Annotated in this window: 11 protein-coding genes; 9 read left to right on the forward strand and 2 right to left on the reverse strand. The window is 39.1% G+C overall.

All coding sequences use genetic code 11. The features are described 5' to 3' along the window. Window positions 1-258: 258 nt before the first annotated feature. On the reverse strand, window positions 259-1,230 hold the full coding sequence (locus tag V6255_RS12105; RefSeq protein WP_341628393.1) for a LysR family transcriptional regulator: 972 nt from the start codon (window positions 1,228-1,230) through the stop codon (window positions 259-261). 162 nt (window positions 1,231-1,392) lie between these two features. Here V6255_RS12105 and V6255_RS12110 point away from each other — a divergent pair, with 162 nt between their 5' ends. The 4 genes from V6255_RS12110 to V6255_RS12125 are packed head-to-tail and all read left to right on the forward strand — an operon-like array spanning window position 1,393 to window position 8,238. After that, window positions 1,393-2,565 (forward strand): efflux RND transporter periplasmic adaptor subunit, encoded by a 1,173-nt coding sequence (locus V6255_RS12110; protein ID WP_341628394.1) that lies wholly within the window; start codon window positions 1,393-1,395, stop codon window positions 2,563-2,565. A gap of 2 nt (window positions 2,566-2,567) precedes the next feature. Next, window positions 2,568-5,771: a multidrug efflux RND transporter permease subunit gene (locus tag V6255_RS12115; RefSeq protein ID WP_341628395.1), complete on the forward strand. Its 3,204-nt coding sequence runs from the start codon at window positions 2,568-2,570 to the stop codon at window positions 5,769-5,771. Further along, window positions 5,764-7,167: a TolC family protein gene (locus tag V6255_RS12120; protein ID WP_341628396.1), complete on the forward strand. Its 1,404-nt coding sequence runs from the start codon at window positions 5,764-5,766 to the stop codon at window positions 7,165-7,167. The genes V6255_RS12115 and V6255_RS12120 overlap by 8 nt, the downstream gene beginning before the upstream one ends. A gap of 15 nt (window positions 7,168-7,182) precedes the next feature. Further along, window positions 7,183-8,238 (forward strand): zinc-binding dehydrogenase, encoded by a 1,056-nt coding sequence (locus V6255_RS12125; protein ID WP_425355928.1) that lies wholly within the window; start codon window positions 7,183-7,185, stop codon window positions 8,236-8,238. 117 nt (window positions 8,239-8,355) lie between these two features. Here V6255_RS12125 and V6255_RS12130 read toward each other — a convergent pair whose 3' ends face one another. Next, window positions 8,356-9,108: a UTRA domain-containing protein gene (locus V6255_RS12130; RefSeq protein WP_341628397.1), complete on the reverse strand. Its 753-nt coding sequence runs from the start codon at window positions 9,106-9,108 to the stop codon at window positions 8,356-8,358. A 170-nt stretch (window positions 9,109-9,278) separates the two neighbouring features. Here V6255_RS12130 and V6255_RS12135 point away from each other — a divergent pair, with 170 nt between their 5' ends. From V6255_RS12135 to V6255_RS12155, 5 genes are read left to right on the forward strand one after another with little or no spacing between them, the layout of a single operon-like run. Beyond that, window positions 9,279-10,334, forward strand: a complete 1,056-nt coding sequence (locus V6255_RS12135) for an ABC transporter substrate-binding protein (RefSeq protein ID WP_341628398.1) — start codon at window positions 9,279-9,281, stop codon at window positions 10,332-10,334. An 11-nt stretch (window positions 10,335-10,345) separates the two neighbouring features. Beyond that, window positions 10,346-11,149, forward strand: a complete 804-nt coding sequence (locus V6255_RS12140; RefSeq protein ID WP_341628399.1) for an alkaline phosphatase family protein — start codon at window positions 10,346-10,348, stop codon at window positions 11,147-11,149. Between the two features lie 14 nt (window positions 11,150-11,163). Then, window positions 11,164-12,117, forward strand: coding sequence for an ABC transporter permease (locus V6255_RS12145; protein ID WP_341628400.1), 954 nt, complete (start codon window positions 11,164-11,166; stop codon window positions 12,115-12,117). Next, window positions 12,110-12,895 (forward strand): ABC transporter permease, encoded by a 786-nt coding sequence (locus V6255_RS12150; RefSeq protein ID WP_341628401.1) that lies wholly within the window; start codon window positions 12,110-12,112, stop codon window positions 12,893-12,895. The genes V6255_RS12145 and V6255_RS12150 overlap by 8 nt, the downstream gene beginning before the upstream one ends. Next, window positions 12,895-13,914 (forward strand): ABC transporter ATP-binding protein, encoded by a 1,020-nt coding sequence (locus V6255_RS12155; RefSeq protein ID WP_341628402.1) that lies wholly within the window; start codon window positions 12,895-12,897, stop codon window positions 13,912-13,914. The genes V6255_RS12150 and V6255_RS12155 overlap by 1 nt, the downstream gene beginning before the upstream one ends. Window position 13,915: the final 1 nt, after the last annotated feature.

Genomic DNA, 13,915 nt, shown 5'->3' on the forward strand with positions numbered 1-13,915 from the left:
AGTGAGAACAACTATCTTCTACAACTCACGCCTTATTAGTGTTAATTTTTCCTGCACAATTTCTGATTACTTATTTAATTCCATTGGTATAAATGGTTGTTATGTTTATGATATTAATAAATTAATATTATTTCTTTTGAAAGCATTAGAGATAAAAAGAGACAAACCATTATTGGTTTATCTCTAGATTTAATGGCGTTGTTAGGTTTATTTATAAAAAAAATCGCTTATTTTATATTGTTTCAAACAACCATTATTTTATCTCGGGTTAAGATCTTTACCTGATGATGCTTGATAAAGCTGTTCAAAGTTTGGAATCGCTTCTTCCCAAATTGGTTTTTGTTTACCTAAATATTCAGATACCGCATCAAAGAATAATCGTGTTCTTACGGGTAGGTCTCGATGTGGATAGACTGCATAAACTGGATAATAATCCAGTAAGGCTAAATCAGTTAATATCGGCACTAATAATCCATCTTTTATTTCGTTGTTAACAATAAATGCTGGCGTTATAAAGTAGGCGCTACCAGAGAGTGCTTTCATTAATAAAACATCTGCATCATTGCTCCTAAAAACACTTTTCATTTTTTGTTCCGCTTGTTTACCATCCTCGTCTAGGTAGCTGATTTCTTCCATTCTCGTCGTCGCAGTGGCAAAGGTTGCTGCTGGTAAGTTTGCTAAGTCTTCTATTTTAGTGGGTTGTCCATAACTTTTAATAAACTCTGGAGAAGCTAAAATGAGTAAACGATTACGCGCGATAGGTCTTGCGATTAAAGAAGAGTCTTTAGGTTTACCGATGCGAAAAGCTAAGTCGAAACCTTCTGAAATGATGTCGACAACACGCTCGTCTAAACGCATTTCAACTTCGACTTGTGGGAAACGTTTCTGAAAGTCATTAATCACTGGTTGCAAATAGCGACGACCAATAATAGATGAACTCGCTATCTTCAACACACCACGAGGTTCTTGGTGATAATTTTCAGCTAAACGCAGCGTATCACCCAGTAAATCACGTATCTCAATTGTTTTTTTGACCATTTCTGCACCAGCAGCGGTTAAAGAAAATGAGCGAGTAGAACGATTCAATAATCTTACGCCTAACTCATCTTCTAAACGTCCAATTTGCTTTGAAACAACCGAACGGTCTATGTTCCTTGTTTCTGCTGCTTTAGCAAAAGAGCCTTGTTCAACGACTTCGAGTAGCATCAATAGTCGACTGGTGGTATCCATGTTTAACCCTTAATAGTGTTTAAATGATGTTTTTAATCATTATCAAATCACTTTCTTATAATCTATTGGTGCTATTTTGGCACTAATGAATTTAAAAAACGATGCTTTTTTTGCACTAGTTTGTTCCGTAAAATCTGCGGTAATTAGAAAAGGAGCGTCATCATGAATAAATATTTAATTGCTGCAATTTTTAGCGTGGCAAGTCTTACATTAATCGGTTGTGTAGAAGAGCCAAGTAAGTCTGCAAGTCAAAGACCTCTACAGGCGATAGATGTTGCAGAAGTGTTAGTAACACCGACTCAAAAATGGCATACCTACACCACGCGTTTAGAAGCACCTGAACAAGTTTCATTAATGCCGCGTGTCTCGGGTGTGATTGAGCAAGTATCATTTCATGAAGGTGATCAAGTAAAAGAAGGTGATCTGTTATTTAAATTAGATAGTCGTCCTTTTACAGCGGTAGTGGCTGGGCTTAAAGCACAAGTGATCAGTGCACAAGCTGCATTACAACAATTACGAAGTGAAGCACAACGTGCTGTTCGTTTGGTTCAACGTAAAGCGATTTCAACAGAGCAAGCTGAGTCTCGAGCTTCTGCATTACGCCAAGGTGAAGCACAACTCGCATCATTGAAAGCGGACCTTAGTGCGGCACAACTTGATTTAGAATTTACTGCGATACGTTCTCCGATCGATGGTGTTATCTCTCGTACTAATATTACTCGCGGTAACAATATTTTAGCCGGACAAACGGTACTAACATCAATTGTTTCAAATAAAGAAATGTACGGTTACTTTGATATTGACGAACGTACTTGGAATGGTTCATTTGACGATGTGACTGCGGCAAGCCATCAACAAGTGGTGATGCAAAAAGTCGGTCAAACTGATTTCCCTTATTCTGGCTATATTAATTTTATCGATAACCGTATCAATCCATCGACAGGTACTTTACGTGTACGTGCAGTGTTTGATGAAAAAAATAAAGGGTTACGTGCGGGTTCTTTTGCACGCGTTAGATTGGCTGCAAATGAAGTAACAGATCAAGTGGTTATCCCTTCACGTGCTATCGGTACTGATTTAAAAAATAGTTTTGTACTGACTGTTGGTGAAAATGATGTATTGCAATACACCTTAGTAGAATTAGGTGAACGTTACGGTAGTTTACGTGCGATTACTTCAGGCTTAAAAGCAGGTGATGTGATTGCGGTAAATGGCCCTGCTCGTGTCGGTCCTGGTATGCCAATCAAACCAAATTCTGTGGATATTGATAGTGCTGGCGTGGCTTTTACATTATCAGCTGTAGATGAGCCGTTAACGGCAAGTACTAAGGAATAATAATGAAGTTTTCACATTTCTTTATACAACGCCCAATATTTGCGGCGATGTTATCTTTGGTTATTTTGATTGCTGGTAGTATTTCTTTATTCCAACTACCTGTCAGTGAATACCCTGAAGTTGTACCGCCTACAGTGGTTGTTACAGCAAATTACCCTGGTGCAAACCCAACGGTAATCGGTCAAACCGTTGCAACACCGCTAGAGCAAGAAATTAACGGTACTGAAGACATGTTGTATATGTTTTCTCAGGCAACCAGTGACGGTCGCATGACATTAACTGTTACCTTTGCATTAGGTACTGATTTAGACCGTGCACAAGTACAAGTACAAAATCGCGTAAACAGTGCATTACCGCGTTTGCCTGAAGAAGTGCAACGTTTAGGTGTGGTAGCAGAAAAATCATCGCCAGATTTAACCATGGTGGTGCATTTATATTCACCAGAAAAAACACATGATACGGCGTATTTATCTAACTATGCTGATTTAAACGTCAAAGATGAAATTGCACGTTTACCGGGTGTGGGTGATGTTCGCTTATTCGGTGGCGGTAAATACTCAATGCGTGTTTGGTTAAATCCAGATGCATTAGCAGCACGTAGTTTAACGGCTGGTGATGTGGTTAGCGCATTACGTTCTCAAAACCAACAAGTTGCTGCCGGTAGTTTAGGTGCGCAACCGATCTCTAGTGACAGCCAATTCCAAATATTATTAAACGTTAAAGGCCGTTTAAATAGTATTGAAGAATTTGAGCAAGTTATTATCAAAGTCGGTGATGAAGGTCAATTAACGCGTTTATCTGATATTGCACGCGTTGATTTAGGTGAAGATAGCTATTCATTACGCGCTGAATTAGATAACCAACCTGCATTAGCGATGCCTGTGTTCCAACGTCCGGGATCGAATGCCATTGAGCTTTCAGATCAAGTGCGTGAAACCATGGCACGTTTATCGAAAGATTTTCCTAAAGGTGTTGAATACGACATCGTTTATGACCCAACCGTCTTTGTACGCGGATCGATTGATGCGGTAATTGCAACCTTATTGGAAGCGATTGTATTGGTTGTTATCGTTGTGATTGTATTTTTACAAACATGGCGTGCGTCTATCATTCCATTAATTGCAGTGCCTATTTCATTAATTGGTACGTTTGCGGTGATGCAATGGTTAGGTGTGTCGATTAATACACTGTCACTATTTGGCTTAGTACTGGCGATAGGGATCGTGGTCGACGATGCGATTGTAGTGGTCGAAAATGTTGAGCGTAATATTGAAAAAGGGCTATCACCTCTAGAAGCAACACGTGTTGCCATGAGCGAAGTGACTGGGCCTATTATTGCGATTGCATTAGTATTGAGTGCGGTATTTATTCCGACAGCGTTTATTACCGGGTTATCAGGTCAGTTCTATAAACAGTTTGCGTTGACCATTACTATTTCAACGATTATTTCAGCGTTTAACTCATTAACATTATCACCTGCTTTAGCGGCATTATTATTAAAACCGCATGATGCAAAACCAGATTTCTTTACACGTTTATTGAATAAATTGTTTGGTCGTTGGTTATTCGAACCTTTTAATCGTGTCTTTAATCGTGGTGCAAAAGGTTACGAAAAATTAGTTAAAAAATTAATACGCATGTCTGTTATCGCAATGGTTGCTTATGTTGTATTGCTTGGCGGTACTATCAAGCTATTTGATACCGTACCGGGTGGGTTTATTCCTCCGCAAGATAAGCAGTATTTAGTAGCAATTGCACAGTTACCTGATGCTTCAAGTCTTGACCGCACACAAGACGTATTAAAAGAAATGCAAGAGATTGCTTTGGCAGTACCGGGTGTTGCACACACTGTTGCCTTCCCTGGTTTGTCAGTTAACGGGTTTGCTAATACGCCTAACAGCGGCATTGTATTTACCACGCTTGAAAGCTTTGACAAACGTACAGACCCTAGCCAATCTGCGATGGCGATTGCAGCTGAATTAAATAAACGTTTTACCGCTATTGATGAGTCGTTTGTAGCAGTATTCCCGCCACCACCAATTCAAGGTTTAGGTACAACAGGTGGGTTTAAGCTACAAATTGAAGACAGAGCAAACAAAGGATTTGATGCGTTATTTAATAGCCTGCAAACGGTGATTGGTAAAGCACAGCAAGATCCTGCGTTAATGGGACTTTACTCAAGCTTCCGTATTCAAGTACCGCAAATGGATATAGACGTAGACCGTGAGCAAGCGCTTATTCAAGGCATACCATTGGATGAAGTTTTTGATGCACTGCAAATCTACCTAGGTTCTGTGTATGTAAATGATTTCAATTTATTTGGGCGTACTTACCAAGTGAATGCGCAAGCTGATGCAGATTATCGTGTCGATCCTGAGCAAATTCTTAACTTAAAAGTACGTAACCGTGCCGGAAACATGGTGCCATTAGGCTCTGTATTAACCGTAACGCCTACTATTGGCCCAGATAGAGTAATGCATTATAACGGTTACCCAAGTGCTGAGCTGAATGGTAGCCCTGCACCTGGTTATAGTTCAGATCAAGCGCAAAAAGCGATTGAAAAAGTACTCGCCGACACGTTACCAACGGGCATTGAATATGAATGGACGGAAGTAACTTACCAACAAGTACTGGCAGGAAACACCATGGTTTATGTTTTCCCATTAGTGGTGTTGTTAGTGTTCATGGTATTAGCGGCGCAGTATGAAAGTTTACGTTTACCATTAGCGATTATTTTAATCGTACCGATGACTATTTTCTCTGCATTATTAGGCGTGTGGTTAGTGGGTTCAGATAATAATATCTTTACGCAAATTGCCTTGATTGTATTGGTGGCCTTAGCCTCTAAAAATGCTATTTTAATGATTGAGTTTGCTAAGGATCAGCATGACTCTGGTTTAACGCACCTTGAAGCAATCCTAGCTGCGTGTCGTATGCGTTTACGCCCAATATTAATGACATCAATCGCCTTTACAGCAGGTGTTGTACCATTAATTCTTGCAACGGGCGCTGGTTCTGAAATGCGTCACGCAATGGGGAATGCAGTATTCTCAGGCATGATAGGGGTAACTATCTTTGGTCTATTATTCACGCCAGTGTTTTATATGCTAGTGAGTAAAACTAAGCAGGATAAAGCATCAATGAGCATTGATGATCACAGCAATATTGAGAAAAAAATCAATGTTGAGGAGAGAAATAATGCTTAAGTTAGTCAAATGCTTAAAGCCTAAAATTGCCTTATCTACTGTCTTAATCGCAACCATTTTGTCTGGTTGCGCGAGCCAAGTGAATACAAAAGATGAACAAGAAAAGGCTTATACTTTTATCGATAAAAGTAGCCTTGTTGAGCGATTAGCCGGTGAAGATGAAATCAACTGGTGGAGAAATCTTAACTCGCCACAATTGAATCAGTTGATTGATGATGCATTGTTAATGAACCATGATTTACGCACAAGCCAATTACAATTACAAAGTACGTTAGCGCGTATTGGTGTTGAAGAAGCTAAATTTCTACCGCAAGGTGGTGTAGTGGCTGGTGCGCAAAGAGGTGATGTTATTGAGACAACACCTCGTCAATCAAGTGCATACCTATCATTAACTTGGCAGTTAGATTTATTTGGTCGAATCAGTGCGTTGGTTGATGCCGCAGAAGCATCAGCAATGAGCCAAGCTGAACAACGTCGTTTACTGCAGATAGAGGTCGTTTCTTCTGTGGTAAAAGGTTATGTCAGTTATCAAGGGCATCAACGTAAAAAACAGATCATTCAGCTACAAGTTGAAGCGTTAGAACAAAGCGTCGGTGTATTAGAAGCCCTGGTTGAAGAAGGCGCTGCTAATGAACTTGACCTCAATCGAACGCGTGCCCAGCTTAGCCAACAAGAAGCATTATTACCTGCAATCGCTTATGCAGAATACAGTGATTTATCGACCTTAGCGGTATTAACAGGACAATTAACCAGTGCAGTTGGCTTGCAAAATGAACAGGGGATTTTTGATTTACCTTTTCGAGTGGCATTAGCGGAGCCTAGCAATGCCATTGCACTACGTCCTGATATTAGCGGTGCTTTATATGAATTTAGTCAAGCAAACTCATTAAGCGTAGCGGCAAGTAAAGCACTTTTGCCAGAGGTGAGTTTAAGTGCTTTTGCTGGTGTATTAAGTTTAGACAGCTTAGGGTTGTCTACTTCGAATGGTCAATGGCAAGTGACACCACAAATTGAATGGTCACTATTAAGTTACCCTTCATTGTTGGCAGAACGTGATGCACAAAAATACTTGAGTGAAGCGGCATATAGTGAATACCAACAGGTTGTTTTAAAAGCAATAAGCGAAAGTGAACTTACTTTACAGCGCCTTGTTGAACAGAGTTCACTACAACGTTACGCAGATCAACGTTATCAATATTCAAATCGTGCATTCTTACAAGCTGAAGCCATGTATGAAGAAGGGCAATTGCCTTACTTAGAGTTATTAGACTCACGTCGCGATCTGTTAAGTGCTGAAGAGAATGGTGTTGATTCGACGATTTCATTGTTGCAAGCTAAAGTGAATGCTTATCAAGCATTTAACGGCCGCTGGAGCTACGCGTTGGAAACCTTTTAAAGAGCTGAATGAGAAATGGCAAAGACTGATACTGTAAACCTAGATATGCTAAATCTGACTAATGTAGACTTAAGTCTTCCACAGATGATGCGAGCGATTGTATTGATTGAACCTAATGAATCTATTCGCTTGTCTGAAACAACATTGCCAGTGCCTGAGTGCAGCGAGAATGAGCTGTTGGTCAAGGTTGAGTATGTCGGTTTAAATCCAGTCGATGCGATACTGTCTAAATCCGGTTTTTGTCAGTGGCAATACCCCCATATTTTGGGGTTAGATGCCGTCGGTATTGTCGTCAAAGCGCAAAAGGGTGTTTACCCTAATGTTGGTGACAGAGTGATGTGGCATGCCAGTATGAGTGAACAAGGGGCGTTAAGTGAATACACTAAAGTCCCCAATTTTGCCGTCTCGGTTGTGCCCGATGAAGTTGATGCAATGACCGCTGCCGCTTTACCTTGTGCAGGTATGACTGCACTTATTTCTCTTGAAAAATTACGCGTAACCGCTGGCGAAACCATTCTGATTGAAGGTGGGGCTGGCTCAGTAGGGCAGTTTGCTATTCAGTTTGCAAAACAACGTGGTGTGGATGTATTTACCACGGCCTCTAAGCGTAATCATAAATTGCTTAAGCAACTAGGTGCCGATGTTGTTTTTGATTATCACGACCCTAAACTATGCGAAAAAATACGCCGAGAATTAGGGCCGCAAGGATTTGATGCGGTATTAGATTCAGTTGGTGGTGAATCAACGATTCGCAATATCGAATTGATGCGCTTTTGTGGTCGAATCGCATGCCTAAGACCGTTACCCTACTTCGAGCAAGATCTTCTTGATCGAAAAGGTCCAACGATCAGTATCGTATCTTTAGGAGGGGCATGGCTAGATAATAGTTTATGTGCACAACAAAAGATGGGGTTCATGAGTAAAGTGATGTTGGATAGTGTCGCTAAAGGTGAAATTCAAACGCCAGATCTTCAGCTTGTCGAGTTTACTGCAGACCATATTGGCGATGCTTTAAACCGCCAAATCGGTGGCTCTTTTACTGGTAAACAGATAGTAAAAGTAAGCGATTAGCATTAATCTTTTTAATTAACCTTTTTTAAGTTCACCTCCTATTTATTGATTCGTCTTCAAACTGTTTTGCTAACCTAACATTGAGGTTAGCAAAACGCTTTAAAGTTAGTTTTACCCTTAGCTATGCTCAATGCTATCAATACTAATCATAACCGCATCTGGTCGCCAATATTCAAATTCACAATCTATTATTTGAGCATGTTGATTGTAGTTTACACGACATATTTTCAGTATTTGCTGACCCGGGCTAATGTTTAATGCTTTGGCTACATGTGCCGGTGCTGCTGCAGGAATCACATCGAAACGCGATCGGCTGGTGGTGAAATCATATTTAGTCTGATAAAGCGTTGTTAGAGATTGAGTTAAGTTTTCTAAAATAATATTAGGGAAAAAGTGGCTAATTAAGCAATTCTCAACAAATAACACGGCTCTACCATCAATAAAGCGTAATCGTTCGATAACGTGTATTTCTGTTAGTTCAGTTAGTGCTAGGGCTTTCGCGTAATGGCTGGGGGCCATGATAGTACTGATATTTATTAATTGTGTTTCGGCAATACGTTGTTGTTCTGTGACCATCTGATGGAAATGAGAACGCGATAATGGGTTATATTCGACTCTTGGTGGCGAAACAAACCAACCTCTACGATTTTCTTTGTAAATTAACCCTTCCGTTTCTAATGAAGCGAGAGCATCTTTAACACTGATACGGGTAATTGAAAATAAATCACTAAGATCCCGTTCAGACGGTAGCTTTTGTAATGGAAGCAATGAACCTCCAAAAATCTGCTCACGTAATACATCCTTCATTTTTAACGGTATTTCAATTTTGCTCTTCATTTTTGTTGGTCTAGTCCAGATTTTGTCTGTCATAAGTATTCAATATACATTAAAAGTAATAATTTATGGTTTTATTATTTTTAAAATAAGCTAATCAGGTAACAAAATTAAAAAAAGTTTTGAATATCTGTCAAAAAACTGTAATGTTTCTCTTGTAGTATGAAAAATGAACTCACTGAACTAGTCCAAAGGATGGAAGTAAAATGAATACATTTAAAGTTTCAACAACACTTATTGCACTCTCTCTATCACAGTCTCTTTATGCTGCTGAACCGGTTAAGATCGATTCACTTGTAGCTGCCGCTCAAAAAGAAGGTCAAGTTTACAGTATCGGAATGCCTGATACTTGGGCAAATTGGAAAGATACTTGGATTGATCTTAAAGAAAAATACGGTATCGAACATCAAGATACTGATATGAGTTCTGCACAAGAAATTGCAAAATTTGATGCGGAAAAGTCTAATGCTACAGCCGATATTGGCGATGTAGGTTTTGCATTTGCACGAGTTGCAGTAAAAAAAGGCGTATCGCAACCTTATAAACCAAGTACATGGGACGATGTTCCTACTTGGGCAAAAGATGCAGATGGACATTGGGCATTAGCTTACACTGGGACAATTTCATTCATCTCTAACAATAATCTAGTAAAAGATGCGCCTAAAACATGGGCGGATTTACTAAAAGGTAGTTATAAAGTGACTGTTGGCGATGTTGGTGTCGCTTCACAGGCTAACAATGCGGTGTTAGCTGCGGCTATTGCGAATGGCGGGGATGAAAGTAATCTTGATCCTGCTATTGAATTCTTTGGTAAATTAGCAAAACAAGGGCGTTTATCATTTACTAACCCTAGTGTTGCTAACTTAGAAAAAGGCGAAGTTGAAGTTGCTATTTTATGGGACTTTAATGCGCTAAGTTACCGTGACCAAATTGACCGTAGTCGCTTTACTGTTGGCATCCCACAAGACGGTTCGGTGATTTCTGGTTACACCACTATCATCAATAAATATGCTAAAAATCCTAACGCTGCAAAATTAGCACGTGAATATATATTTAGTGATGCGGGTCAGGTTAACTTAGCAGATGGTTATGCCCGTCCGATTCGCACTAGTGTAAAACTACCTGATGAAATTCAAGCAAAGCTTATTCCAAATGAACAATATGAATCAGCTCATCCAATCTCAGACTTCTCTGCTTGGGAAAAATCTGCACGTAAATTGCCACGTAAATGGCAAGAAGGCGTTCTTATCTACCAAAACTAAAAGGATTTAAGATGAATGATAAGGTCATACTTGTTGTTCTTGATGGCTTAAATCTAAAAGTAGCTCAAGATTGTTTGGGCTACTTAAATGGTTTAGTAGAGCACAAGAAAGCAAGTCAATACTCACTTTATAGTGAATTACCGTCACTCTCTCGCCCTTTATACGAATGTATATTAACGGGCATTACACCTGTTGAAAGTGGCATCGTACACAATAATGTGACACGTCGTTCTTTGTTTGATTCGATTTTTAGCTTAGCGCAAAGCCAAGGTAAAGCGACCGCTGCGGCTGCTTATCATTGGGTGAGTGAGTTATATAATCGCTCTCCATATGATGCGATTCGTGATCGTCATACCCATAATGAAAGTCTGCAAATTCAACATGGTATTTTTTATCACTGGGATCATTATCCAGATCAAGCTTTGTTATTGGATGGTGAGTATCTTCGACAAGAGTTTGATCCTGATTTTCTACTTGTTCATTCAATGAATATTGATGATGCAGGGCATAAGTTTGGATTAGATTCTGCTGAATATCGTAATAGTGCACGTCAGGCGGATGTTATTTTATCTGACTTTTTACCTGCATGGATTGAAGAAGGTTACCAAATATTAATAACCAGTGATCACGGTATGAATAATGATCGTTCACACGGAGGTACTTTAGCGGAAGAGCGTGAAGTACCTTTGTACCTTATTGGTAATCGTTTTAGTCATTTTGATGTGTCAATAAAACAAACTGAGATATGTGGTTTGGTTTGTGAACTGCTTGGTTTAGAGCATCAAAAAGCATTTGCTGCCGATGTATTAGTATAAATAAGGATTGCAGCATGATAACAACGAAACCTATTACCGTTACTAATATAGACGGTACTGATATAGATGTTGCTAATAAAGACGTTAAATCTATACAAGCTAATCCCTTATATACGAAAAAAGGGACACCTACTTTTAAAGCAAAGTTAGGTAAATATAAACCAGTATTATGGTTAATCCCTTTTATCATTTTTTATTATCTTTTCCAAATTGCACCAATGGTTTGGGTGCTTGTGAATAGTTTTCTTTATGAGGGGGAGTGGAGCTTAGAAAATTATAGCGAGATAATGGACTCTGCTTTTATCTTGCAAGGTTTTAGTAATAGTCTTTGGATTGCTTTTTGGTCTAGTTTTATTGGGCTTATTCTTGCGGCTATTCTTGTTTCATCATTGAGACATTTAGACAGTAAAATTCGGGATGCAATTGTCGCTTTTACTAATATGAGCAGTAACTTTGCAGGTGTGCCTCTCGCTTTTGCTTTTATTATTATTCTGGGTACGAACGGTGCCGTGACGTTGTTATTAAGACAATGGGGAATATTAGGTAATTTTGATTTATATAGTAGTTCGGGTCTATTAGCCCTTTATATCTACTTTCAAATTCCACTTGGGGCTCTTCTTTTATATCCCGCTTTTGATGCCTTAAAAAAAGATGCTTATGAAGCCTCAATGTTACTAGGTGCAAACTCTCGTCAATACTGGATGAAAATAGGATTACCTATTTTGTCCCCTGCTTTATTAGGTACATTTATCATTCTGTTTGCCAATGCGATTGGCGCCTATGCAAGTGTGTATGCATTGACTTCTGGTAACTACAACATGGTAACGATTCGTATTGCTAGCTTAGTTTCAGGCGATTTATTTTTAGAACCGAATTTAGCGGCGGCTATTTCTGCTTTATTAATGTTATTGCTGGCCATTATCACTGCGGTTAATCAATGGTTAATTTCAAGGAGCTACCATGCATGATACTAATTTAACGCTCCATAAAACCATCGTATATGGCATCTCTGGTCTGTTGTTTATTCCGATCTTTGCTACCTTACTTTATTCTTTTTCATCGAGTTGGGGCGCGACTATTTTACCCGATGGTTTTTCATTGAAATGGTATTCACAACTACTCACTGATCCTCGCTTTTTGGATGCTTTTGGTCGTTCATTGTTTATCTGTATTGCATCATTGTTATTAGCCATGGTGTTAGTGTTACCGATGATCTTTGTTATTTTTTATTATTATCCTAGTTTGGATAAAGTAATGAATATATTGATTCTATTGCCTTTTGCTGTACCACCAGTTGTTTCATCGGTCGGGTTATTACAACTTTATGCCGATAGCTCAATTCAATTAGTTGGTACACCTTGGATTTTAATCGGTACCTATTTCACTATTGCATTACCTTTTATGTATCGTGCCATTTCAAATAGTTTCACAACGATTAATCTAAGAGATTTGGTCGATGCTGCACATCTTTTAGGGGCAAGCACGACTAAAGCTTATCTGTTGATCATTTTGCCAAACTTGAAAAAAGGTTTATTGGCATCAGCGTTTCTTTCTTTCTCATTCTTATTAGGTGAATTTGTGTTTGCCAATATATTGGTGGGTACGCGTTATGAAACGTTACAAATATATCTATATAACATGCGTCAAACCAGTGGGCATTTTACATCTGCTTTAGTAATGACCTATTTTGCGTTTATTTTTGTATGTACTTGGTTAGCAACCCGTTTCAGTAGAGGGAATCAATAATGAGCTACGTTAAAGTGAGTCAATTGGCTAAAAGTTTTGGTGATGTGACGGTGTTTCAAGATATTAATTTTGAGATTGAAAAAGGTGAGTTTATTACCTTACTTGGGCCAAGTGGATGCGGAAAATCAACGTTATTACGTTGTCTTGCTGGGTTAAACCAAGTGGATGATGGTGAACTTTGGGTTGATGGTGAAAATATTACTGATGTCTCCCCTCAGCAAAGAGAAATCGGTATGGTATTCCAATCATACGCGTTATTTCCTAATATGACCGTTGAAGATAACGTTGCTTTTGGGTTAAAAATGAAGGGCATGAGTAAGCCTGAAGCACGATCAGAAGCTAAGAAAATGATTGATTTAGTAGAGCTAGACGGTAAAGAAAAGTTCTATCCTAGTGAACTTTCTGGTGGTCAACGTCAGCGTGTGGCATTGGCTCGTGCTTTGGTGGTGAAACCTAGAATACTTTTATTAGACGAACCTTTGTCGGCGCTTGATGCAAAAATACGTAAAAGTCTACGTCAGCAAATTCTTAATATTCAACAAGAATTAAACCTAACGACTGTGTTTGTAACACATGACCAAGAAGAAGCGATGTTATTATCAGATAGGATTTTCTTGATGGATCAAGGTTCAATCGTTCAGCAAGGCAAGCCTGAAGATATTTATACAAAACCTGCTAATGAGTTTGTTGCATCATTCATGGGTCATTACAATTTAATTGAAGCCGAAACAGCTAACCAATGGTTTAACTTAGCTAGCCAGGAAAAAGTGGCGATTCGTCCTGAATCTATCTATATTCGTGAAGCTGGGCGTCAGTACGGTGAGCATATTTCAATTGCAAAAGCAGGGACGGTGTTATCCCATCAACTATTGGGTAATGTCATTCGTTACAGCGTGCAGGTAGATGAAGAAGAGCTAACCGTCGACTTATTAAACCGCTCATCGGAACGATTAATGGCTAAAGGTAGCTCAATAGAATTGATGTTTAACTTAAATGAAATACAACCGGTGAGCGTTTAAT

The organism is Psychromonas arctica, from assembly GCF_038155225.1.
GTDB lineage: Bacteria > Pseudomonadota > Gammaproteobacteria > Enterobacterales > Psychromonadaceae > Psychromonas > Psychromonas arctica_B.

What these genes read in the sequence shown, in the direction of transcription:
- V6255_RS12105 (WP_341628393.1), bottom strand. Translation starts at nt 1,230, where the DNA reads ATGGATACCACCAGTCGACTATTGATGCTACTCGAAGTCGTTGAACAA.
- V6255_RS12125 (WP_425355928.1), top strand. Translation starts at nt 7,183, where the DNA reads ATGGCAAAGACTGATACTGTAAACCTAGATATGCTAAATCTGACTAAT.
- V6255_RS12130 (WP_341628397.1), bottom strand. Translation starts at nt 9,108, where the DNA reads ATGACAGACAAAATCTGGACTAGACCAACAAAAATGAAGAGCAAAATT.
- V6255_RS12120 (WP_341628396.1), top strand. Translation starts at nt 5,764, where the DNA reads ATGCTTAAGTTAGTCAAATGCTTAAAGCCTAAAATTGCCTTATCTACT.
- V6255_RS12110 (WP_341628394.1), top strand. Translation starts at nt 1,393, where the DNA reads ATGAATAAATATTTAATTGCTGCAATTTTTAGCGTGGCAAGTCTTACA.
- V6255_RS12115 (WP_341628395.1), top strand. Translation starts at nt 2,568, where the DNA reads ATGAAGTTTTCACATTTCTTTATACAACGCCCAATATTTGCGGCGATG.
- V6255_RS12135 (WP_341628398.1), top strand. Translation starts at nt 9,279, where the DNA reads ATGAATACATTTAAAGTTTCAACAACACTTATTGCACTCTCTCTATCA.
- V6255_RS12140 (WP_341628399.1), top strand. Translation starts at nt 10,346, where the DNA reads ATGAATGATAAGGTCATACTTGTTGTTCTTGATGGCTTAAATCTAAAA.
- V6255_RS12145 (WP_341628400.1), top strand. Translation starts at nt 11,164, where the DNA reads ATGATAACAACGAAACCTATTACCGTTACTAATATAGACGGTACTGAT.
- V6255_RS12155 (WP_341628402.1), top strand. Translation starts at nt 12,895, where the DNA reads ATGAGCTACGTTAAAGTGAGTCAATTGGCTAAAAGTTTTGGTGATGTG.
- V6255_RS12150 (WP_341628401.1), top strand. Translation starts at nt 12,110, where the DNA reads ATGCATGATACTAATTTAACGCTCCATAAAACCATCGTATATGGCATC.